Origin of the sequence: Halochromatium glycolicum (genome assembly GCF_016584085.1) — a bacterium.
Classification (GTDB): Bacteria; Pseudomonadota; Gammaproteobacteria; order Chromatiales; family Chromatiaceae; genus Lamprobacter; species Lamprobacter glycolicus.
In genome coordinates this window covers 23,762-46,056 of the sequence record NZ_NRSJ01000044.1, presented here as the reverse complement: position 1 = coordinate 46,056, position 22,295 = coordinate 23,762, and the positions used below count along the sequence as shown (strand labels likewise).

General features: G+C 62.9%; 17 protein-coding genes and 2 tRNA genes. 2 read left to right on the top strand and 17 right to left on the bottom strand.

What is annotated here, in order from left to right:
• The first annotated feature begins 126 nt into the window (after positions 1 to 126).
• Positions 127 to 1,803, top strand: coding sequence for a DUF6399 domain-containing protein (locus CKO40_RS18955; protein ID WP_200348012.1), 1,677 nt, complete (start codon positions 127 to 129; stop codon positions 1,801 to 1,803).
• Here CKO40_RS18955 and CKO40_RS18950 read toward each other — a convergent pair.
• The 10 genes from CKO40_RS18950 to CKO40_RS18905 form a co-directional block, all read right to left on the bottom strand.
• Complete coding sequence (locus CKO40_RS18950; RefSeq protein WP_200348011.1) at positions 1,779 to 2,048, bottom strand: DUF2026 family protein; 270 nt, start codon at positions 2,046 to 2,048, stop codon at positions 1,779 to 1,781. The two genes, CKO40_RS18955 and CKO40_RS18950, sit on opposite strands and share 25 nt — an antisense overlap.
• A gap of 110 nt (positions 2,049 to 2,158) precedes the next feature.
• Entirely contained in the window at positions 2,159 to 2,425 is a 267-nt protein-coding gene (locus CKO40_RS18945; protein WP_200348010.1) for a DUF2442 domain-containing protein, read from the bottom strand.
• On the bottom strand, positions 2,376 to 2,558 hold the full coding sequence (locus tag CKO40_RS18940) for a DUF4160 domain-containing protein (RefSeq protein ID WP_242477178.1): 183 nt from the start codon (positions 2,556 to 2,558) through the stop codon (positions 2,376 to 2,378). Before CKO40_RS18940 ends, CKO40_RS18945 begins: the two co-directional genes overlap by 50 nt.
• A gap of 181 nt (positions 2,559 to 2,739) precedes the next feature.
• Entirely contained in the window at positions 2,740 to 3,762 is a 1,023-nt protein-coding gene (locus tag CKO40_RS18935) for a hypothetical protein (protein WP_200348008.1), read from the bottom strand.
• Positions 3,763 to 4,067: 305 nt separating this feature from the next.
• Positions 4,068 to 5,483, bottom strand: coding sequence for a hypothetical protein (locus CKO40_RS18930; protein WP_200348007.1), 1,416 nt, complete (start codon positions 5,481 to 5,483; stop codon positions 4,068 to 4,070).
• 140 nt (positions 5,484 to 5,623) lie between these two features.
• Positions 5,624 to 5,857 (bottom strand): hypothetical protein, encoded by a 234-nt coding sequence (locus tag CKO40_RS18925; protein WP_200348006.1) that lies wholly within the window; start codon positions 5,855 to 5,857, stop codon positions 5,624 to 5,626.
• Between the two features lie 207 nt (positions 5,858 to 6,064).
• The gene (locus CKO40_RS18920) at positions 6,065 to 8,095 is read right to left on the bottom strand and encodes an ABC transporter ATP-binding protein (protein ID WP_200348005.1); all 2,031 of its coding nucleotides are present in this window, start codon (positions 8,093 to 8,095) and stop codon (positions 6,065 to 6,067) included.
• A gap of 101 nt (positions 8,096 to 8,196) precedes the next feature.
• Complete coding sequence (locus tag CKO40_RS18915) at positions 8,197 to 9,774, bottom strand: ABC transporter permease (RefSeq protein WP_242477175.1); 1,578 nt, start codon at positions 9,772 to 9,774, stop codon at positions 8,197 to 8,199.
• Positions 9,775 to 9,778: 4 nt separating this feature from the next.
• Positions 9,779 to 10,756 (bottom strand): ABC transporter permease subunit, encoded by a 978-nt coding sequence (locus CKO40_RS18910; RefSeq protein ID WP_200348004.1) that lies wholly within the window; start codon positions 10,754 to 10,756, stop codon positions 9,779 to 9,781.
• The gene (locus CKO40_RS18905; RefSeq protein WP_200348003.1) at positions 10,753 to 12,921 is read right to left on the bottom strand and encodes an ABC transporter substrate-binding protein; all 2,169 of its coding nucleotides are present in this window, start codon (positions 12,919 to 12,921) and stop codon (positions 10,753 to 10,755) included. The genes CKO40_RS18910 and CKO40_RS18905 overlap by 4 nt, the downstream gene beginning before the upstream one ends.
• Positions 12,922 to 13,099: 178 nt before the next feature.
• On the opposite strand from CKO40_RS18905, the gene CKO40_RS18900 reads away from it, so the two are divergent.
• On the top strand, positions 13,100 to 13,876 hold the full coding sequence (locus CKO40_RS18900) for an enoyl-ACP reductase FabI (protein WP_200348002.1): 777 nt from the start codon (positions 13,100 to 13,102) through the stop codon (positions 13,874 to 13,876).
• 245 nt (positions 13,877 to 14,121) lie between these two features.
• On the opposite strand, the gene CKO40_RS18895 is transcribed toward CKO40_RS18900, so the two are convergent.
• The 7 genes from CKO40_RS18895 to clpP all read right to left on the bottom strand — a co-directional run bounded on the left by CKO40_RS18895 (position 14,122) and on the right by clpP (position 22,277).
• On the bottom strand, positions 14,122 to 16,053 hold the full coding sequence (locus CKO40_RS18895; protein WP_200348001.1) for a SurA N-terminal domain-containing protein: 1,932 nt from the start codon (positions 16,051 to 16,053) through the stop codon (positions 14,122 to 14,124).
• Between the two features lie 134 nt (positions 16,054 to 16,187).
• A tRNA-Asp gene (locus tag CKO40_RS18890) sits at positions 16,188 to 16,264 on the bottom strand.
• A gap of 36 nt (positions 16,265 to 16,300) precedes the next feature.
• Positions 16,301 to 16,376: transfer RNA gene (locus CKO40_RS18885), tRNA-Val, on the bottom strand.
• 137 nt (positions 16,377 to 16,513) lie between these two features.
• Positions 16,514 to 16,813 (bottom strand): HU family DNA-binding protein, encoded by a 300-nt coding sequence (locus CKO40_RS18880; RefSeq protein ID WP_200348016.1) that lies wholly within the window; start codon positions 16,811 to 16,813, stop codon positions 16,514 to 16,516.
• Between the two features lie 258 nt (positions 16,814 to 17,071).
• Positions 17,072 to 19,483, bottom strand: coding sequence for an endopeptidase La (gene lon / locus CKO40_RS18875; RefSeq protein WP_242477174.1), 2,412 nt, complete (start codon positions 19,481 to 19,483; stop codon positions 17,072 to 17,074).
• Positions 19,484 to 20,082: 599 nt separating this feature from the next.
• A complete protein-coding gene (clpX, locus tag CKO40_RS18870; protein WP_200348000.1) occupies positions 20,083 to 21,360 on the bottom strand; it encodes an ATP-dependent Clp protease ATP-binding subunit ClpX in 1,278 nt (425 codons plus the stop codon).
• 278 nt (positions 21,361 to 21,638) lie between these two features.
• Positions 21,639 to 22,277 carry an ATP-dependent Clp endopeptidase proteolytic subunit ClpP gene (gene clpP, locus CKO40_RS18865; RefSeq protein ID WP_200347999.1) on the bottom strand — a complete coding sequence of 213 codons (639 nt, stop codon included), beginning with the start codon at positions 22,275 to 22,277 and terminating at the stop codon, positions 21,639 to 21,641.
• Positions 22,278 to 22,295: the final 18 nt, after the last annotated feature.

Below are 22,295 nucleotides of genomic sequence, written 5' to 3'. Positions count from 1 at the left end.
ATGGCAGAACCCCCGAAATCTCTTACCCTTGGAAGTGGAAGCTCACCGAGGGTCAAGAGCGATGTCCGAAGGCTCTGCCACTGATGACTTTAGTCCAGTCCTGGCGGCTTCGCCAGAGGCGCGGCGATGAAGCCCGCGACCCGTCTGGAGCGGGCGCAGACGCTCACTGCGGCAGCCAGCGCGCGCGCTGCCGGTCGGAGCGAACGCCAAGCGGCCGCCGCGATTGGCTGCCCACGCAGCACCTTGCGCGACGGGTCGCGTTCGGCGCTGGCCCCCGACGACGCGCCGGCGGCGTTGGCCGCGTTCGTGGCCACCGAAGCCGGTGTGCACTGGCTGCATCGGTTGGTGCTCGCGATCCACTTCGTCATCACCCTGCGCGCCGGTGGCGGCGTGCGCTTGGTCACTGAGGTCTTAGAGCTGAGCGGCTTATCGGCCTTCGTCGGTGCCTCCTACGGCAGCCAGCAGGCGTTGAATGCCGCGCTCGAGCAGGCGGTGGTCGACGTCGCCGCCGAACAGCGCCAGGCGCTGGCCGCCGGCATGGCCCCTCGGCCGATAAGCGTCTGCGAAGACGAGACCTTCCACCCGGCGATCTGCTTGGTGGCGCTTGAGCCGGTGTCGAACGTCATCCTGTTGGAGCAGTACGCTGAGGATCGCACCGCCGCGACCTGGACGCAGGCGCTGGCCGCCGCCTGTGCGGGCTTGCCGGTCACCCTGGTGCAAGGGACCTCGGATGAGGCCACGGCGCTGCGCCGGCACATCGAGCACGATCATCAGGCCCACCAGTCCCCGGACCTGTTCCATCTCCAGCATGAGGTGGCTAAGGGCACCGGTCTGTCACTGGCGCGGGCGGTGCGCGCGGCCGACGCTGAGGTGGCCACGGCTGAGGTACAACTGCAGGCCGAGCGCGAGGCCGAACAGGCGTACCGCCAGCAGCGCCATGGCCCGGGGCGTCCGCCGGCCTTTGCGCAGCGCATCCAAGGTGCCCTGCAGCGGTGGGCCGCCGCGGCCGTCACGCGGGATCAGACGCAGGCGCGTCAGGAGGAGGCCACGACGTTGATCCGCGCCCTCGGCGAAGCCTACCATCCCTTTGAGCTGGAGCGCGGTGAGGCGCAACCACCTGAGCGCTTGGGAGAACGGCTCGGTACGATCTGGCAGCGGTTGGAGGCCCTCGCCGAGGCGGCCGACTTGCCGGCACGCGCTCGCGCCCACCTCGCGAAGGCCAAGCGCTTGAACACGGCCCTGCGGGCCACGATCGCCTTCTTCTTTGCCACCGTGCAGCAGCGTGTCGAGGCGCTCAACCTGACACCCGACCTTGAGCTCGCTGTGCTCGAGCAACTGATCCCGGCGATCTATCTTGAACGCGTCGCCACAAAGTGCTCGGGAGCCGAGGAGCGTCAACGCCTCGCGGCACTGAGCGCACAGCGGCTCGCACCGCTGCGCGCGGCAGATCACCCCATCCAAGCCCTGGAGGCGACTCAGCGTGCGGAGATTGAGCAGGTCGCCAGCGACTGCGCCGACCTGTTCCAGCGCTCAAGCTCTGCGGTGGAGGGGCGCAACGGTCAGCTCTCGCTCTTCCACCACGGCTGTCATCGCCTCAGTGCGCGTCAGCTCTCCGCCCTGACGGCGGTGCACAACTTCTCCATCCGCCGTGCGGACCAAACCACCGCCGCTGAGCGCTTCTTTGGCCGGGCGCCGCCGCCCTTGTTCGAGCAACTGCTCGAGCGCGTGCCTTTGCCGCCTCGGCCTCGCCGACGACGAGCGCGCGCGCCGAAGGTACCCTACCTCTCGCCGATGGCCGCGTGAGCAGGGTGGACGTGGTTATGATCAAGGCCCATAGTGTCGTTCGCTGCTCCAAAGCGAAAAGCTGCGATTCCTGTTACAGGTTCTGCGTTCATATTGAAATGATGGCGCAACAATTTGGCACCTATAAATCCAAAATGTAAACAAGCTTTGGTTGGTTCTACATTTTCTGCTTTTAATATTGCAAGTACTGTCTGGAAAATGCGCTGATAGTTCGGAAGCGTGATGGCAAGATTTTGTTGTTTCATGTCTTGGGTGCTAACGTTACGCCTAAGCCGGGCTGTACTGCGCCTATGATGACGCCGAATACAATACGCTGAGCTCGACGGCGCAGTACAGGCTCGGCTTTAGGCGCTTGTTATGTGCTTCTTGACTTAAGCGGAAAACGTTCTGGATGCTTAATAATTTCTCTAGTCAAGTCAACATCTAAATCAGGCCAGTAAAAATGATCTGGCGATTGTTCTTCTACATTTACAATTGACTTGACGGCCATTTCTCTAAACCATGGAAAATCATCATATGACATGAACAATTCTTCTCCATGGGCGAACAGCCATACCCCATGCGTAGAAATATTAGTTACTTCCACTTCTGAAATGCTGTTGCCATGCGCTAACGACCTCATTGTAATGAACCTCAACGAGTGACTCTATTTGCTTCAGTTGTTTTCTTGAATACTTATGGTTCTTGGCAAGCTCAATTTCAGGCTCAAGCCAAAATTTCGCTTCTCCATCGCCTGACACTACATGGACGTGCATCCTTTCCTCTTCTCTTGAGAAGAAGAAAAATCTATATCCACTTTCTTTGAATACTGTAGGGCTCATTTCACCTGCTGCACATAACGTAAAGCACAACCCGCCGCCTGTTGGCTAGCCGAAGCGAAGCGACGGCTAGCCAACAGGCGGTCGGAGTTTGTGCGATTGTTATGTTCGCAGTGCGTCAGTCAATTTCGATCTTCATAGAATACCGTAGCTCAAGGTGCGACACGAACTCAGCCATTGTTTTCTCGATCGCTTCGAGGATGTGTGTGAACTTCTCTTTAGTGAGCGATCTGTCAATCTCGAATCGATGCACGATACCGTGTCGGTACTGAATTATGTCGGATACCCGAGTCTCAAGAAAGGAAATGGTGTTGCCGATCTTGCGCTTTCGGTACAGGAGTGCACGCACGTCGATGCCAAGCCAATCCTTATAGGCCTTGTTTAACTGCGATATATTCTGGAAAGTGTAGTTGGACGCGATAACGTCTTCTATAGTCCGCTCGTTCCCAGCGATTTCGAGCAACACTGCAAAATCGAGTTTTTGCTTATGTTCGGCTCGCTTTTTTAGCGCGGTGTGATCGTAGGCGATAAGAACTTTGAATACCTGCGAAAAGAAATACTCGAACATAGCAACAGCAAAGGGAACAAGACCGTTATAGATAGTGCGACGGGGGTCCATGCTATTTGTGAATTCTATGAAATCAGCAATCTTCTTGTCGTCAGGAAGTGTTTGCTGATGTATCGGATCGGGCAACGCAAACTTTACCGCTCGAATTTCTTGCGAAACATGTTGGTAAACTTTCGTAATGCCTCTGCTGATTGGGGTGCTGTCGTCGTCCCAAAGCGGGGCATAGCGATTCGTCCCATAGTCCCCCTTTATCGTTCCTCCAAAGCGCTTTCGAGCGCCCCTAAGAACCTCATTTAGCATCTTCACATCGTGCCAGCTTGCGCTGTAAAGGTTACGGACATGAAGCGCCCACTCATTTCCTGTGATATCAAGTTCGTCGCCAGATACTGGGTAGATGTCTGCTGACACTCCATCTATCGACTTGAAGTCGGCGTCGTCGAACCAAGAATAATTCAATGTTCCTGCCGGCCAGTCCCAAAAGTGCTGACACTTACTAAAACCCAGCCCTTCGACATATTCCTTGAGCTGTTCGCGCGTGGCCTCCTTCGGATACAAGGTTAGATCACGGCCCATCTACTCTCCGGGACGTTTTCACACATGACAGTTAACTATGCAGCAGACTGTGTATGGGGTGCTACCCTATAGGCAAGCTAGCACAGTATCGGGTGCCTGCAAGGCATGCACGCTGCGCCCGTCTGGATACAAGCGAAGGTTTTGCCCGCAAGCCGTCGACGCAACGCAGGCCCGGACACCCCACAGGCGGGAGCGGTATCTCGAAGTGTGGAGACGGGAGCAAGTGTCGACCCACTCCCTAAGGAGGTACACGCAAAGGTCGGGGACTCTCGACTCGCCGACCGCGCAGAATCAGGCCCCGAGCTTTACTCCGGACTCTCGCCAAGCGTCTGGTAGTACTGCCGGATGTCCTCGCCGATCGTCGCCGTCACCTGATAGAAGATGTCATGCGAGATCCGGATCGGCTGGTCGTCATGCGCATCGGCGTGGGCGCAGGTCTCGGAGATCAGCCGATAGAGGTAGTTGAGCACGAATCGGGGCTGGCGCAGCTTGTCGAGCGCGCCGAGCACCTCGCGACGCTGGATGCTGTCGTCAAAGAGCTGATCGAGCGGATAGGGCTCGCTCGGATCAGCGCGGCAGATGCGCAGCCGATCGGACATCATGTCGAACAGCTGTTTGTCACCCCAACGGAACGGATAGATGATCTTCTGTTTGTCGAAACGCGCGACGTTGGCCTTCTCGGAACTGGCCTTGCGCACCGACTCATAGAGCTGACGTGGCAGCAGCATCTTGAAGCTCAGGTTGGGATGCAACTGCAGGATACGATTGTTCCAGAGCGGCCAGACGAAGGACTCCATCTTGTCGCGATCGCCATTGATCAACGATGGCTCGTCGACCTTGTCCATCACGACGACGATCTGCTGATAGCCCAGGCTGCGCACGCAATCGATGAACTTGGTCATGAACAGGCGCCGGACATCGTCATCGTCCCGCCAACCTTTGCGCTTGACGTCCTGATCCTTGAGGTAGCCGCGGGTGATGCTCTTCAATGCCCGCTCGACATCGCGCGCATTGCGGTCGCGAACCAGGATCTCGCGCTCGGCGGAACGGGCGACGCCGCGGTAGAACATCTGCGAGCTGATTGGCGCGATACCGAGCGTCAACAGCCCGGTCAGCACGCCTTTGATCCCGCGCCCCATGCCACCGAAGACCCCTCGCGGCAATAGCTGGCGACCCAGCCCAGACATGATTCGGTTGTACCGATCCGGCGGCCCGCTGACATAGAAGGCCATCAGCATCATCAGGTCGTGGCGCTGATAGCGCTCGAGGCTCTCCAACGGCAGATCAGCCGCCTTCAGCTCCGCCATAAGGGCCTCCATGCCGCAGACCAGGATCGCGTCGAGGTGCTGGGCGAGACGGAAGTCATCGAGCGTCACAGGCCCTTCGCGGTTGCGATCCTGCTCGCGCTTGCGCTTGAAGGCTTCCAGAAAGCCATTGAAGTCGTCGTAGCTGAGCAGCAGGATGCGCTCACGGTGGCCGCGATTGAAGTGCTCGATATTCTTCTCGAGCGCCAAGCGCAGCGCGGATTTGCCGCTGCCCTTGACACCGAAGATCATCGAGGTGCCGCGGCCGGGCGGGTCACCAAAGAATTTGTCCCAGGCTTGGTGGTTGAAGGTATAGCCTGCCTCGTTGACCAAGTCCTCGAAGACCTTATCGTTCTGCGCCTCCTCCTCGATGAAGGGGTTGCGTAGAAGTCCATGTGACTTCAGGAATTGCGACATCGCAATAGACATGAAGGGAAATACCTTGTCGAGGTCTCGGTCTCAGGGGCCCTGAAAAGCGAATTAGGCACGCAACATGGCTACAGGCCCGTCAGCATCCTAGCCAAAGCCTGGAGGTGTGCGGTCCGGAACGGATTCGCTTAGAGCTTCGGCGAATGCTCGATCACGATAAAGGCCAGTACTGCGAACGCGCCGACCATGACGGCCACTCTGGGCAGCAGCGATTTCTCTGCATAGCCAGCAAGCCTGTGCTTGAGGTCACAGATGAAGCCGCCTTCGGGCGCTTCCCGCATCTGGCAGAGACGCAGCGCCAACCGGGCTAGCAGTCGGCGCATCAGATCGAATACCGAATACAAGAAGATGGCGAGTGCCACGAATGTCCCCAACCCGAGCAACCAGTTTGTTAGATGCCCCATCATAATCTTCAACTCTTGTGGATTCCGAGCTGGCCGGGATGGCCGATCAGGCAGCCTATCGGTAGCCCACATCCTGCCACAGCTGCATAACGATGTCTGCTGAGATCAAGGCCTGACGACGGTTGGCTGTCCCGTGAAAAGCTTGGTGCCTGTCGAGACCGCCGGTCAACGCTGATCGTCAACGCGAATACAATGTGCGCGATGCGTCTCGGTGATCGGCACCGAGGCCGGATAGGCTTGACGACACTCCGGCAACGCCTCTGGGCAGCGCGGATGGAAGTGGCAGCCTACAGGCGGCGCGGACGGCGACGGCATGTCGCCTTCGAGGCGGATGATCTCGCGACGTCCGGCCTTGTCCATGCTCGGCACCGCTGAGAGCAGGGCCTTGGTGTAGGGGTGGCGCGGATCATCGAGGACCTCGGCAGCGGTGCCCTGCTCGACGACACGACCCAGGTACATCACCGCAACCTCCTGTGCTAGGTACGAGACCACCGAGATATCGTGGGTGATGAACAGGTAACTGAGTCCAAGCTCCTGCTGCAGGCGCTTCAGCAGATTCAGGATCTGCGCCTGCACCGAGACATCGAGCGCGCTGGTCGGCTCATCGCAGACGATCACTTTGGGCTCGACCGCGAGCGCCCTTGCAATGCAGATGCGCTGTCGCTGCCCGCCGGAGAATTCGTGTGGATAACGGTCCATCGCTTGGGCTCCGATACCCACCTGCTCCAACAGCTCGGCCACACGCCGACGCCGAGGCACTCGGCCCCTCTCGATGCCGAGTGACTGCATCCCCTCACCGACGATGTCGCCCACCAGCATGCGCGGGTTCATCGACGCGAAGGGGTCCTGGAAGATGATCTGCAGGTCCTTCCGGTAGGGCCGCATCTGCCGAGCGGCGATCCGCGTTAGATCGACCCCAGTATAACGGACTTGACCGCCGGTCGGTGGCTCGAGCTGCAGGATGCCCTTGCCGACGGTCGTCTTGCCGCAGCCGGATTCTCCGACCAGGGCCAGGGTTTGGCCGGGCTTGATGTGCAGATCGACCCCGTCGACCGCCTTGACATGACCCACCGTGCGCCGAAACAGTCCCTTCTGAATCGGGAAATGGACCTTGAGCCCCTCGATCACGAGGAGTGCGTCAGCGTCTGTGCGCGCATCCTCGCTGACCTGATCCGAGCCAACAGCAGCCGGGCTGGCCCCCGGCTCATCGGGCAGGAAGCGCGAGCGCGGATCGGCCCAGAGCAGGCAGCGCACCCATTGCTCGGTGTTCGGTTGATACCACTCGATCCGGCCACTGCGGCAGGTCTCCATCACGAACGGACAGCGGTCGGCGAAGCGGCAGCCCTCGAATGCTTGATCCAGCGGCGGCACCCGCCCCGGGATCACCGCCAGCTCGCCGCGGCGCTTGCCCGCGCTGGGCACGCTCTCGAGCAGTTTGCGGCTATAGGGGTGCGCCGGTTGGGCAAAGAAGGCGTCGACGCTGGCCTGTTCGACGATCTGGCCGGCATACATCACGGCCAACCGGTCCGCGGTCTCGGCGACGACGCCGAGGTCATGCGTGATCAGCAGCACCGCCATGCCGGTCTCGCGCTGCAAGCCCTTGAGCAGCTGCAGCACCTGAGCCTGAATCGTCACATCCAGCGCCGTCGTCGGCTCGTCGGCGATCAACAGCTGCGGGTCGCCGGCCAACGCCATCGCGATCATCACGCGCTGCTTCATCCCGCCCGAAAGCTGATGCGGGTATTCGCTCGCGCGCCGGGCAGGGTCCGGAATCCCGACCGCGCGCAGCAGTTCAACTACCCGCTCGGTCACGCGCCGACGCGGCAGCCGCCCGTGCAGCCGCACCGCCTCGGCGATCTGATCGCCCACTCGGAGCACCGGATTCAGCGAGGTCTGCGGCTCTTGGAAGATCATCCCCATGCCGCCGCCGCGCACAGTGCGCATCTCGCGCTCCGTCAACGTCAGCAGCTCGCGTCCGGCAAGCTGCACCGACCCCGAGACGATACGCCCGCCGAGCGGCAGCAGCCGCATCAATGCGAGCGCGGTCATCGACTTGCCGCAGCCGGACTCGCCGAGCAACGCCATGGTCTCCCCGCGCCGGATCGCGAAGCCCACGCCGTCGCAGACGCGCACCGGCCGCTCATCGCCGCCGAGCTCGGCGGTCAGGTTCGAGACCTGCAGCAGGGCGTCACGCATCGCAGCAGCCGCTCCACTCATTGGGAATGACGAGGACCATAGCCGTTCTCGCCTGCCCGAGGCGCACGGATCGGCGGCAGTCAGCCTGCCGCGAGGCCGGCTCACGAGGCACTCCGGAGCCGCGGATCGAAGGCATCCCGCACCACGTCCGCGAGCAGATTGGCAGCCAGCACCAAGGTAAACATGAACAGGAAGGCCGCGGCTAGCGACCACCAGACGATCGGGTCGCGGGCCAGCTCCAGTCGAGCGCTGTTGATCATGTTGCCCCAGCTGTTCATCGTTGGATCAACGCCAATGTTGACATAGGAGAGCACCGCCTCGGCCAGCACCAGGCCGCTGAAGTCCAGCACCACGGTGATCATCACGATATGGAGGACGTTCGGCAGGATATGGCGAGCGATCACGGTCGAATGGCGGACGCCGAGAGCGCGGGCCGCCTGCACATAGTCGACCTCGCGCAATTTCAGCGACTCGCCGCGCAATAGCCGGCAGAGTCCAGTCCAGCTGGTGACGCCAAGGATGATACAGAGGAACAGCAGGCGCAGATCGGCGCGTTCGACCAGGCTCTCAAACTGGTCGGCGTTGTTGGTCATGTAGACCTGCAGCATCAGGATCGCCGCTGCGATCAGCAGCACGCCCGGGATCGAGTTCAGGGTCGTGTACAGATACTGGATGACGTCATCGGTGCGCCCGCCGAGATAGCCGGCCATGATCCCGAGCAGGATCGCCGCTGGCAGCATCACCAGCGTGGTCAGGGTCCCGATCACGAGGCCGGTACGGATGCTCTTCAGGCTCTGATAGAAGACGTCCTCTCCCACCTTATCGGTGCCGAGGATATGGTACTTCGCCCCGAGCTCAGCGGCCGTGAAGCTCAGTACCAGCATGATCGCGAGCGTGATCAGGACCACGCGCCAAGGCACCGCGGTCTCGCCGCGCCAAAGCGCCGTCGCGGTGTCATTGAACGACTGGCGCCGCCGCCACCCGAGCAACGCAATCAGACCGGCCATGATCGCGGTCCAGACCATCAGCCCTTTGATCGCGCCGAACAGCCCGCGGAACAGCAGATCGAAGGATCGCTGGCTCGGGTCCTCGAGGTGAGCGCCACCGTGTTCCAGGCGCGGGTAGGCGCGCACCACGCTCCCGTCCGGCTGCTCGATCGCCTCCTTGACGAACAGGTGGGTCGCAAACGGTGCCGAGAAGGTCTTCTCCTGGCGCTCGCGCAGGCCACTGAGCAGCAGATCGAGCACCGAGATGATCTGTGTCGAATAGGTTGGCGCTGAGGCCCCGGGCTCCGCCGCGCTGATCGTGTCTTTCGCCTGGGTGATCTCTTGCGCTTGCTCCGCACTGCGTTGCGAGCCTGAGGCATCGGTCCCCTGTTCGTCCGGGGTTGTCTTGCCGTCAGGGCCAGTCACTGCGTCCGCTTCATTGACGGTCGCAGCTGGCGAGCCGACCTCGGCAAGCGGCTCGATGCGCGGATGGAAGTGCAGCGAATCGAGCACACCGATGCCGACATAGAACAGCATCACGACCAGCGCCGCGACGGCCACCGGCGAGCGCCCGACCTGCCGCCAGGGTCCGCGCAGATGCTCATGGCGGGCGGCATAAAGGCCGAACACGATGCCGACCGCGATCAGCAAGAAGATTAGGGCATCGGTGATCAGGATGACCGGCACGGGCAAGCCCTCAAGACAGCCGCACCCTGGGATCGACCAGGGTGTAGGAGATGTCGGTCAGGATCAGCCCCAGGATATAGAGGACCGAGCCCAGAAAGACCATCGCGCGCACGATCGAGAAGTCCTGGCGGTTGATCGCATCGATGGTATAGCTGCCGAGGCCGGGCACGCCGAAGAACGACTCGATGATCAGCGCGCCCATGAACAACAGCGGCAGCACCGCGACGACGCCGGTCAGGATCGGGATCAGCGCGTTGCGCAGCACGTGGCGGAACAGCACTACCCGCTCGCGCAACCCCTTGGCGCGGGCGGTGCGCACATAGTCGCGGTTGATCTCCTCGAGGAAGAAGGTGCGATACAGCCGGGTGCTGCTGCCGATGCCGGCCGCGACCCCGACCACGACCGGCAGGATCAGGAACTTCAGCGCCTCGAGCCCGGTGTCGTAACCCGAGATCGGTACCAGGTGGAACAGCTTCCCGATCAGGAACTGGCCGCCGATGATGTAGAAGAGTCCGGAGATCGACATCATCGCGACCAAGAGCACGACGCTGCCGAAGTCGATGTAGGTGGCGCGGAAGAACACGATCATCAATGCATAGCTGATCGCGATCGCGAGCCCAACCAGCAGGGTCGGCAACGCGATCGCGAGGCTCGGCCACATGCGCTGACGGATGTCATAGCCGATATCGCGGCCGCTGTCCGAGCGCCCGAAATCGAACGCGAACAGCTTCAGCGATTTCTCGAAGAAGATGGTGTCGGTCAGGCGTTGCAGGCGCGGCGCGTCGGCGTTGTAGAGCAGCGGGCGGTCGTAGCCGTGCTCGGCCTTCCAGGTGTCGATCGCCTCCTGGGTCACACGCTTGTCGCCGAGCTGCATCCGCGCCATGTCGTCCGGCGAGTTGACGACGAAGAACAGCGTGAAGGTGATCAGGTTGACGCCGATCAGGATCGGGATCGCATACAGCAGCCGGCGCAGGATATAGGCGGTCACAGCGCGCGCCCCCGCTCACGCCGGCGCGCGACCAGCACCGCCGGGATCGCGCCGACGACCAGGATCGCGATCAGCGCGCCGATCGGCCAGAGCACCGGTGGATTCCACTGCGCGCGCAACTGCTCGCGGATCGCGGGCTCGAGTCGGCGGTATTTGAGGGTGTTGTTGGCCATCAGGTTCGGCTTGACGTTCTCGAGCCACTGATGATGGAGACTGAAGGACTTGGGATAAAAGCCGAACGACCAGGGCGCGTCATGACGCAGGATCGCGTTCATCCGGTCGATCACCTGCTGCCGCTCGGAGCCGTCGTCCATGTTCTTCATCCGTTCGAATAGCGCATCGAACTCCTCGTTCTGATAGTTGGCCGCGTTCTCGCCGCCATCGACCTTGCGGTTCGGGCCGTAGAGCAGGAAGAAAAAATTCTCCGGGTCCGGGTAGTCGGCGTTCCAGCCCCACATGAAGACCTGCCCGGTGCCCTTGCGCATCTTCTCCTGGAAGCGGTTGTAGTCGGTCGCGCGCACGACCAGCTCGATGCCGAGCTTGGCGAACTGCTTGCGCATCCAGTTGAGCCGCGCCTTGCCATCGGGTCCTGCATCCATCGCCTCGTAGTAGATCGTTAGCGGCCGGCCGGTCTCCGGGTCGCGTCCATCCCGGTAGCCAGCCTTGGCCAGCAGGGCCCGGGCCTCGGCGATCGGCTTGCGCACCGCGCGGCCGTCCTCCCAGTCGAAGACATAGGGGTTGATCCCGGCCTCGCCCTCGCGGTGACCGAAGATCCCGGGCGGGAGCGGACCTTGGCCCTGAACGCCGCGGCCGTTGGCGAAGATCGAGATGAACTCGCCGAAGTCGACCGCGATGCTGATCGCCTGGCGCAACAGGCGCGCGCGCTCCGAGTCGCCGCCGAGCAGCGGATCGAGCATGTTGAAGCCCATGTACCAGATCGAGGTCTGGACCGCGATGACCAGCTCGATGCCCTGCTCGCGCATGTCGGCGGTCAGTCCCGCCTCACCGGCGGCGTCGAACTTGATCGCCTGATCGAAGGCATCGGAGCTGATCCCGGAGCTGTCGTAGTAGCCCTGCAGGAACTTGTTCCAGTACGGGATGCTCTCCTGCTCGAGGCTGTAGATCGCCTGATCGACGAACGGCATCGGCTCGCCGGCGTCGTCCAGCAGCCCGGCCTCCCGGTCGCCGGGCATGCCCGCGCTCGGATAGCGCTCGCCGTGGAAGTTCGGATTGCGCGCCAGCACCATGCGCAGGTTCGGGTTGTTCTCACTGAGCATGAAGGGGCCGGTGCCGACCGGATACCAATCCAGCGTCAGGTTGTTCTGCTTCATGCCGGGCTGGTTGTAGAGCGCCTCGGCCTCCCATGGCATCGGCGCGAAGAAGGGCATCGCGAGCCAGTAGACGAACTGCGGGTACGGCCCTTCGAGGCGAATCCGATAACGGTAGCGGTCGACCACCTCGGCGCCCGCGAATGGGACCTGGCGCAGGTCGAAGAACGGCCGCTCGCCGTCGACCGGCGCCGGCGCCTGCGCCGCGATCCGGTCGCCGAGCTCGGCGAAGCCACGGATATGCTCGCCCATCAGGCCCGCGATCGGCGAGTGCAGCCAGGGTGTCGCCAGACGCTTGATCTGGTAGACATAGTCCGCGGCGGTCAGCTCGCGGGTGCCGGTCTCCGGCAGGTCGTCAAGGGTATTGATGCGCGCGATGGTGCTGGCATCGAGGTCGTGATAGCGGTATGCGCCGTCGGCGTCCCGGGCGAAGGCCGGGTGCGGCTGATAGCGGATGCCCGGTTCGATCGCGACCAGGTACTCGCTCACGGCGATCTCATCGGGCGCGGCATCGCTCGGCAGCGCGTTGCCATCGGCATCGAAGAAGGTGACCTCGGGCAGCGCACGGGCGGTCAGCGGCACCAGCTCGTAGGGGCGCTTGAGGAAGTGGTACTGCAGCGGCGGCTCATAGACCTGGGCGATGAAGCTGTATTCGTTGGAGCTGTACGAACGTGCCGGGTCCAGGTGCTTGGGACGCTCGGTGAAGGCGCCGTAGAGGATGTTCTCGCCCGCTTGGTCTTCCGGGTAGGGATTATTCCAGGGCGGCTCACCGCAGGCGGTCAGCAGCGCGGCAGCGACAAGCAGCAGCAGGGGTAGTGAGCGGGACGCTCGCGACATAGACGCTTTCCGCGCAGGCTGGCTTTCTGTAAGGTTATCGGCCGATTCAGCGGCGGTTGGCGAATGGACGGCTCGCCGCCGGACCGCATCGCCGCGGCAACGCGCCGGCATGCAGCTCACCCAAAGCACGACAGGCGACGCGCGGCCATCCTACACCGAATCCTCATGAGGGCAACATATGGGCTTTCTATCGGAGAAACGTATCCTGATCACCGGCGTCGCCAGCAATCGCTCGATCGCTTGGGGGGTCGCTCAGGCCATGCACCGCGAAGGCGCCACGCTGGCGTTCATCTACCAGGGCGACAAGCTCAAGGGTCGGGTCGAGGACCTCGCCTCCCAATGCGACGCCGAGTTCGTGCTGCCGCTCGATGTCACCAATGACGACCAGATCACCGGCTGTTTCGCCGCGCTTGGCGAGCACTGGGATGGGCTGGACGGGATCGTGCACTCGATCGCTTTCGCGCCCAAGGAGGAACTCGAGGGCGATTACGTCGACTGCGTGACGCGCGAGGGCTTCGCGGCCGCGCACGATATCAGCTCCTACAGCCTCGCGGCACTGGCCAAGGCCGGTCGTGAGCTGATGCGGGGCCGCAACGGGGCGATCCTGACGATGAGCTACCTTGGGGCCGTGCGGGCGGTTCCGAACTACAACGTGATGGGGATCGCAAAGGCGAGTCTGGAGGCCAATGTGCGCTACCTGGCGGCGTCGCTCGGCCCCGAGGGGACCCGGGTCAATGCCGTCTCAGCAGGGCCGATCCGGACCTTGGCTGCGGCCGGGATCGCCGATTTCCGCTCGATGCTCAAGCAGGTCGAGGAACGCACGCCATTGCGGCGCAATGTGACGATCGAGGAGGTCGGTAACGCCGGTGCGTTCCTCTGTTCCGACCTCGCCTCCGGCATCACCGGCGACGTGCTCTACTGCGATACCGGATACCACATCCTCGGGCTCGGCTGAGCCCTGCTGAGCCCTACGGAGCGGACCGGGCAACGGCCCGGCCCGAACCGATCGGCCCGAACCGATCGAGCAATGCCTCCGGGCGCCCGTCCCGGAGAGGGCGTCCTCGCTAGGACGGTCGGCCGCTACCGGGTCGAGAACGCGACGCCCAGAAAGATCGACGCTGTTACCGACGAGCCGGCAGACCGTCCAGGCTGGGCGGCGGTTAGGTTGCGCGAGGAAAGCAGCCGTTTTGCCCGGGCCTGCTAGTAAGGCTCGTCCGAGACCACCGGCTCGCGCTCGATCTTCGCACGCGACGCCATGCTCTTGACGACCTCGTCGACATCGGCGCGAGCAAGGGCGCGGCGCAAGACCCGAGACTCGATCGCGAGCTCATCCTCGCTCAACGCGCCCGGATCACCGTCGATCACCTCCGATACCGAGACCACAAAGGCATCGCCCTCCGGACCCTCAGTGCTCGCGACCTGCACCGGGGCATCAGATGTCGGTCGCGGCATCGAGAAGGCCTGGCCGAGCACGACCGATGGAACGTCCGATGCTGTCCGCCCGACCTGACCGGCCTCGATGAGCTCGAGGCCATCGGCCGCAGCGGTGAGTGCTTCCCCCGAGCGCACCTGGGCGACGATCGCCTCGGCTCTGGCCCGGGCCGCCTCGGCGGCGCGCTGCGCCTCGACGCGGCTCACGATCTCATCACGGACCGCGTCGAGCGGTCGAACCGAGGGCTCTCTGTGCTCGACGACACGTAGCACCAGCGCTTGCATGCCATCCGGGTCCGGCTCGAGCAGCTCGCTGTTGTTGCCACGCTCAAGAACGTCCTCGCTAAAGGCCGCCTGGATCACGCGCGGGTTTGCGAACAGCCCCTCGCCACCACTGCGATCGATCCAGTCGGTCGTCTGGACCTCGAGATCAAGGGCCTCAGCGGCCGGGATCAGACTATCCGGGGACTCGTAGGTCAGGGTCGCGAGCTGCTCCGCCTGTTCGAAGAACACGGCCTCAGCGCCGCCGGTAGAGAGATCCGCGATCAGCTCATCGCGGACGTCCTCGAACGGACTGGGCTCCCCGCCGCGCACATCGAGCACCTCGACCAGGTGATAGCCGAAGCGGCTGCGCACCGGCTCGCTCAGGCTGTCGGGCTCGAGCGCGAAGACTGCCTGTTCGAAGGCCGGATCAAGCGCCCCACGGCCGATCCAGCCGAGCTCACCGCCGCTGTTGGCAGTACCCGGGTCCTGCGAGACCTCGGCCGCGACCGCATCGAACGGTTCCCCGGCGAGGATGCGCTCACGGACCGCCTGCAAGCGCTGGCGCGCCTCCTTCAGCTCAGCCTGTTCGGCGTCAGCTGGCACCGTGATCAGGATATGGCGCACCTGCCGCTCTTCAGGCGCGGTGAATTCATCGAGACGACTCTCATATTCCTGGCGAAGGGTTGCCTCGTCGATCTCCCCATCCGGCGCCGAGAGCTCCGCCGCATCCAGCAACAGATAGGCGACCTTGACCTGCTCGGGCGTCGCAAACTCCTCGGCATGGTCGTCGTAGTAGGCTTGGATAGCGGCTTCGTCAGGCGACTGCACGGCATCCTCAAACGCTGCGCGCGGGATCTGGACATAGGCGAGCTCGCGCTGCTGCCGTACCAGGCTCGCGCTGCGCTTGGTCAGCGCATCGGTCACAAAGGCCGTTTCACGGATGGCTCGCGGCAGCTGGGTGATCAGCAACTGTCGCCGCAGCGAATCCTCATAGGCCGCCGGGGTGAGACCCTGGAGGCGCAGCACCCGCTCGTACTGCTCCTTGGAATAGACACCGTCACGTTGGAATGCCGGCTCACTGAGTATCGCTGCCCGGATGGCCTGATCGGATGTCCGCAGCCCCATCGCGCTGGACGCCTCCAGCAGCAGGGTCTCCCGGATCATGCGGTCGAGCACCTCTTCACGCAGCCGCCCGTCACCGAACAGGGCGGGATCATAGGCGTCGCCTAGACGATCTCGAAGTTGGATACGGGCCCGATTAACGTTCTGGTTGAAGGCGCGCTCGGTGATCTCGGTGCCGTTGACACTGGCAACCACCGGCTCAGCGCCTCCACCGAAGTAGGAATCGATCCCCCAGAAGGCGAAGGGGATGGTAATCAGGATCACGATGGTCCAGGCCACCCAACCCTGTGCGCGTTCTCGGATCTCCTGCAACATAGCTCGTCAAGACTCGATACAGCAGGGGCTGAGCAGTTGGGCATCCAAGGGGCCGGACGCCCGCATCCCAGCCGGCAATAAGGGCGGAAACAAAAACGGGGTACCCGAACCGGGTACCCCGTAGCGATCAATAATGGCGGAGTGGACGGGACTCGAACCCGCGACCCCCGGCGTGACAGGCCGGTATTCTAACCAACTGAACTACCACTCCAACAAAACGGTGCGTCAGGCGCCCCAAGCGGCCGAATGGTGGGTGCTGCAGGGATCGAACCTGCGACCCTCGCCTTGTAAGGGCGATGCTCTCCCAGCTGAGCTAAGCACCCGCAACAGGCGCACCCAAACAATGAGCAACCGCACACTGGGTACTCGACGCCTCACAGCCGACACTCAACCCTGGAGCACACCATCGCTAAGACCTGATGGGCTTCACGATCTAACTCAAGTCGACCGAAGTAAGAGATCATTGTATCGCGTCTTTGAGCGCTTTACCAGCCTTGAAAGAGGGATTCTTCGAGGCCGCAATCTGGATGGTCTCACCCGTTTGCGGATTCCGGCCGGTCCGGGCGGCGCGCTCCTTTACGCTGAAGGTGCCGAAACCGATGATCGAGACGGATTCGCCGTTCTTCAGGGTAGCGGCGATCGAATCGGTGAGCGCGTCGAGTGCTCGAGAGGCTGACGACTTCGAGATATCGGCCGCGTCGGCCATGGCGTCCACCAGTTCTGACTTATTCATTTTCCCCCCTGAATGACCCGAAGCCATAGGTCGGTTGCTAAACACGGAGCCGCCGCAGATCGGACTTTCCGCGCCCGTCGCGGCGGCGCTTGATGATGACGGGACCGTCCCCTCGATTGCCCCCGGATTGTTAAGGAGCCCCCTGAAGGTGTCAACCCGCAAGCCGTCGGTCGGCGCAGGCTTCACACCATGCAACGGCATACCGCAACGGGACGCCACCTAGTAGCGGCGTCCCGTCAAGACCGGGGGATGAGCCGGCCCGAGACCCGGGCCGGCGTGGGCGACTCAATGGTGGGTCCGGACGCCGGTCTCGGGCTTCTTGGACTCGTCAACCGGCGGCGCTGCCTCCTGTGCCGCATCAACATCATCCGCACGCGGCTCCGGACGCGCCACCAGTGCCAGCTCCAGCACCTCATCGATCCAGCGCACCGGACGAATATCGAGACTCTGCTTGATATTCTTTGGGATCTCGACCAGGTCACGCTCGTTCTCATGCGGGATCAGCACCTGATCGATCCCGCCCCGATGCGCCGCCAGCAGCTTCTCCTTCAGCCCACCGATCGGCAGCACCTCACCGCGGAGCGTGATCTCCCCGGTCATCGCTACGCTCGAGCGCACCGGCACCTGGGTCAGCGCCGAGACCAACGCGGTGCACATCGCCACACCGGCGCTCGGGCCGTCCTTCGGCGTCGCGCCCTCGGGCACATGAATGTGCAGATCATGCTTCTGGTGGAAATCCTTATCGATCCCGAGCGCCTCGGCGCGCGAGCGCACCACCGTCATCGCCGCCTGGATCGACTCCTGCATCACGTCGCCGAGCGAGCCGGTGAAGGTGTACTTGCCCTTGCCCGGCACGAGCGCCGCCTCGATACGCAGCAGTTCACCGCCGACCTCGGTCCAAGCCAGGCCGGTGACCTGCCCGACCTGATCATGCTCATCGGCGAGGCCGAAGCGGAAGCGGCGCACACCGAGGTACTTGTCGAGCGCCTTCGGCGTGACCGTGATCGCCTTCTCGCGCTTCTTCAGCAGCACCTCCTTGACCACCTTACGGCAGATCTTGGAGAGCTCGCGCTCGAGGTTGCGCACCCCGGCCTCGCGCGTGTAGTAGCGGATCAGGTCGCGAATGGTCGCCTCACGAAGCACCAGCTCACCGCGCTTGAGCCCGTTGTTCTTCATCTGCTTCGGGATCAGGTATCGCTCGGCGATATTGACCTTCTCGTCCTCGGTGTAGCCCGAGAGCCGGATCACCTCCATCCGGTCGAGCAGCGCCGGCGGGATGTTCAGCGTATTGGCGGTGCCGACGAACATCACCTCGGACAGGTCGAAGTCGACCTCCAGGTAGTGATCGTTGAAGGTGTGGTTCTGCTCCGGGTCCAGCACCTCGAGCAGCGCCGAGGCCGGGTCGCCACGGAAGTCCATCGCCATCTTGTCGATCTCGTCGAGCAGGAAGAAGGCGTTGCGCGAGCCGGCCTTGGACAGGTTCTGGATGATCTTGCCCGGCAGCGCGCCGATGTAGGTGCGCCGATGGCCGCGGATCTCGGCCTCGTCGCGCACGCCGCCGAGCGACATCCGGACGAACTTGCGGTTGGTCGCGCGCGCGATCGATTGGCCGAGTGAGGTCTTGCCGACCCCGGGCGGACCGACCAGACACAGGATCGGGCCCTTGAGCTTGCGCACGCGCTGCTGCACGGCCAGGTACTCGGTGATGCGCTCCTTGACCTTCTCGAGTCCGTAATGATCGGTGTCGAGCACCTTCTGCGCGACGCGCACGTCGTTGCGGATGCGGGTGCGCTTCTTCCACGGCACCGAGACCAGGGTGTCGATGTAGTTGCGCACCACGGTCGCCTCGGCCGACATCGGCGACATCAGCTTGAGCTTGTTCAGCTCGGCGGTGGCCTTCTCCTTGACCTCCTTCGGCATCCCGGCCTCCTCGATGCGCTTGCCGAGGTCCTCGAGCTCGTTCGGCGCATCCTCGAGCTCGCCGAGCTCCTTCTGGATCGCCTTCATCTGCTCGTTGAGATAGTACTCGCGCTGGTTCTTCTCCATCTGGCGCTTGACGCGCCCGCGGATGCGCTTCTCCATCTGCAGGATGTCGTTCTCCGACTCCATCAGCCCCATCAGGTGCTCGAGGCGCTGCTGCACATCGACCATCTCGAGCACGCGCTGCTTCTCGTCGAGCTTCAGCGACATGTGCGCGGCCATGGTGTCGGCCAGCCGGCTCGCCTCGTCGATGCTCGACAGCGAGGTCAGCACCTCCGGTGGCACCTTCTTGTTGAGCTTGACATACTGATCGAACAGCGCGACCGCCGAGCGCATCAGCACCTCTTGCTCGCGCTCGTCGGCCTCGAGCACCTCATCGAGCGGGGCGACCGTCGCGCTGAAGGTGTCCTCGGTCGAGACGAAACGGCTCGCCTTCGCGCGCTGATGCCCCTCGACCAAGACCTTGACAGTGCCGTCGGGCAGCTTCAGCAGCTGCAGCACATTCGCGAGCGTGCCGACCTCGTGTAGATCCTTGATCGTCGGATCATCGACGTCGGCGTTCTGTTGGGCGACCAGCATGATCTGCTTGTCGCTGGTCATGGCCGCATCCAACGCCTTGATCGACTTGTCTCGCCCCACGAACAGCGGGATCACCATGTGTGGATACACGACGACGTCGCGCAATGGCAGCACCGGGACGGCTTGGCCCGATGTCATCATCTCAGCGCCGGATTGGCCCGTCTCACTATTACCCATATAACTGTGCCCGTAAGCTTGCGCCCGCCACGCTCGCATCGAAGGAGGAATCGCGCCTCCACAGCGAGGCGACAGCGGGTCTGTTTAAGCAGTAACGCCCTATTGAGAGAGCCCTATTGAAAGAGAGGTTAGGGCGGGGATTGAGCGCTTCAATCGGCGTCGGGGCGCCGTCAAGGGCGGCCTGACGACCCCAGGCGGGCCCAATGCGGCGCGCGTGTTCTACCGCCTCGCGATCCAGCGACAGAACCCAAGCCCGAGCGATGCCTCACCGCGCCGCAAACGACGCGCCCGCTCCCAAACTCGCGACGCAAGCGCATTCATCCAGTGATCAGCCTACAACGCCGAGATCATGCTCAGCCACAGGGGTGGCATCATCAGTGACCTGTGTCGCAGTTCAGATCAGTCCTGCGAGCAGCGAGCGCGGACTTGGGAACTGTTGCGGCCCCGAGCCCGGCACATGCCCCGGCTGGCACCCCAGCCGGGCAGGTCGGCGACACGCCCAGAGTGGGAGCAAACAGACTGGGAGCAAACAGACTGGGGGCAAACAACCGCCCGTTCGGTCAGTCCGACGATGCGAGACGCGGCTGCTCGCCCCCCTCGTAGATGATGAACGGCGGATTCTCGCCCTGCACGACCGAGGAGTCGACGACGACCTTGCTGACGTCGTCGATCGATGGCAGGTCGTACATGATATCGAGCAGGACCTGTTCCATGATCGTCCGCAAGCCGCGCGCACCGGTCTTGCGCTCCATCGCCTTGGTCGCGATCGCGCGCAGCCCGTCCTCGCGCAGATCGAGCTCACAGCCTTCCATCTCGAACAGCCGGGCGTACTGCTTGGTCAGCGCATACTTCGGCTCGGTCAAGATCCGCATCAATGCCTCTTCGTCGAGCTCCTCCAAGGTCGCCATCACCGGCAGCCGGCCGACAAACTCGGGGATCAGCCCGTAGCGGATCAGGTCTTCGGGCTCGACATGACTGAGCAGCTCGCCGATCGCCCGATCATCGCTCTGGCTATGGACCTCGGCCGAGAAGCCGATCCCGGTCTTCTTGGAGCGATCACGGATGACCTTGTCCAGCCCGGCGAAGGCACCGCCGACGATGAACAGGATGTTCGAGGTATCGACTTGCAGGAACTCCTGCTGCGGATGCTTGCGCCCGCCCTGGGGCGGGACCGAGGCGATGGTGCCCTCGATCAGCTTCAGCAATGCCTGCTGCACGCCTTCACCCGAGACGTCGCGGGTGATCGAGGGGTTGTCCGACTTACGCGAGATCTTGTCGATCTCGTCGATATAGACGATGCCGCTCTGCGCCTTCTCGACGTCGTAGTCGCATTTCTGCAACAGCTTCTGGATGATGTTCTCGACATCCTCACCGACATAACCCGCCTCGGTGAGGGTCGTCGCATCGGCGATCGTGAACGGGACATTGAGCAGGCGCGCGAGGGTCTCGGCGAGCAGGGTCTTGCCCGAGCCTGTGGGGCCGATCAGCAGGATATTGCTCTTCGAGATCTCGATGTCCTCTTTCGCATCGGCAACCTCGAGGCGCTTGTAATGGTTATAGACCGCGACCGACAGGACCTTCTTGGCCTTCTCCTGACCAATGACAAATTGATCCAGGGAGTCATTGATCTCCCGCGGTTTCGGCAGCCGGCTGGTCGCTTCCCCGATACCCTCCTGCATCTCCTCGCGGATGATGTCGTTGCACAGCTCGACACACTCGTCGCAGATAAAGACCGATGGACCCGCGATCAGCTTGCGAACCTCGTGCTGGCTCTTTCCGCAGAACGAGCAGTAGAGAAGCTTTCCTTCATCGCTCTTTCCATGGGTGTTTCCGCTCATAGGTCGACTCTCCGGGATAGGCGCTGCGGGCCAAGCGGGGTGGGGGAATTCATGAGACGCGCATGACGCAGAGCGACGCCGCGTTGCGTCGCCTGTCAAGCGCGTCAGATGCATGCAAACTTCCTTCTGATCATAACCTCTTAGGGCCGATTGTCACCATCGACAGCGCGGCCCAGGTCACGATATAGGTCATTGCAATGGCGTTACCAACACCGGGCGCCTATCCGTGCGCCCCGCCCGGTGACGCGCCGCACGCGATAGGCAGGATCGGCGCCGATTCAGGTGGACGGCTTGTCACGGGCATCGAGCACCTTGTCGATCAGCCCATACTCGACCGCATCCTCACCGCCCATGAAACGGTCGCGCTCGGTGTCATCGGCGATCCGCTCGATCGGCTGGCCCGTATGATGGGCAAGGATTCGGTTGAGCTGATCTCGGGCGTGCAGGATCTCGCGGGCGTGGATATCAATATCGCTCGCCTGACCCTGGAAGCCACCGAGCGGCTGGTGGATCATGATGCGCGAGTGCGGCAGGCAGGAGCGTTTGCCTGCCGCGCCGCCAGCGAGGAGCAGCGCACCCATGCTGGCCGCCTGGCCCACGCACATCGTGCTCACCTCGGGGCGGATGAAGCGCATGGTGTCATAGATCGCCAGCCCGGCGGTCACGGACCCGCCCGGTGAGTTGATATAGAGATGGATGTCCTTGTCCGGATTCTCGGATTCGAGGAACAACAGCTGCGCAACCACGAGGTTGGCGACATGGTCGTCCACCGGACCGACCAGGAAGACGACTCGCTCCTTGAGCAGCCGCGAAAAGATGTCGAACGAGCGCTCGCCGCGTGCGGTTTGCTCGACGACGACCGGAACCAGACCGAGCGCCTGCGGATCGACGCGCGTGCCAGTGTTTTCGATGTTCATAGTGATCAGGTCTTCGCC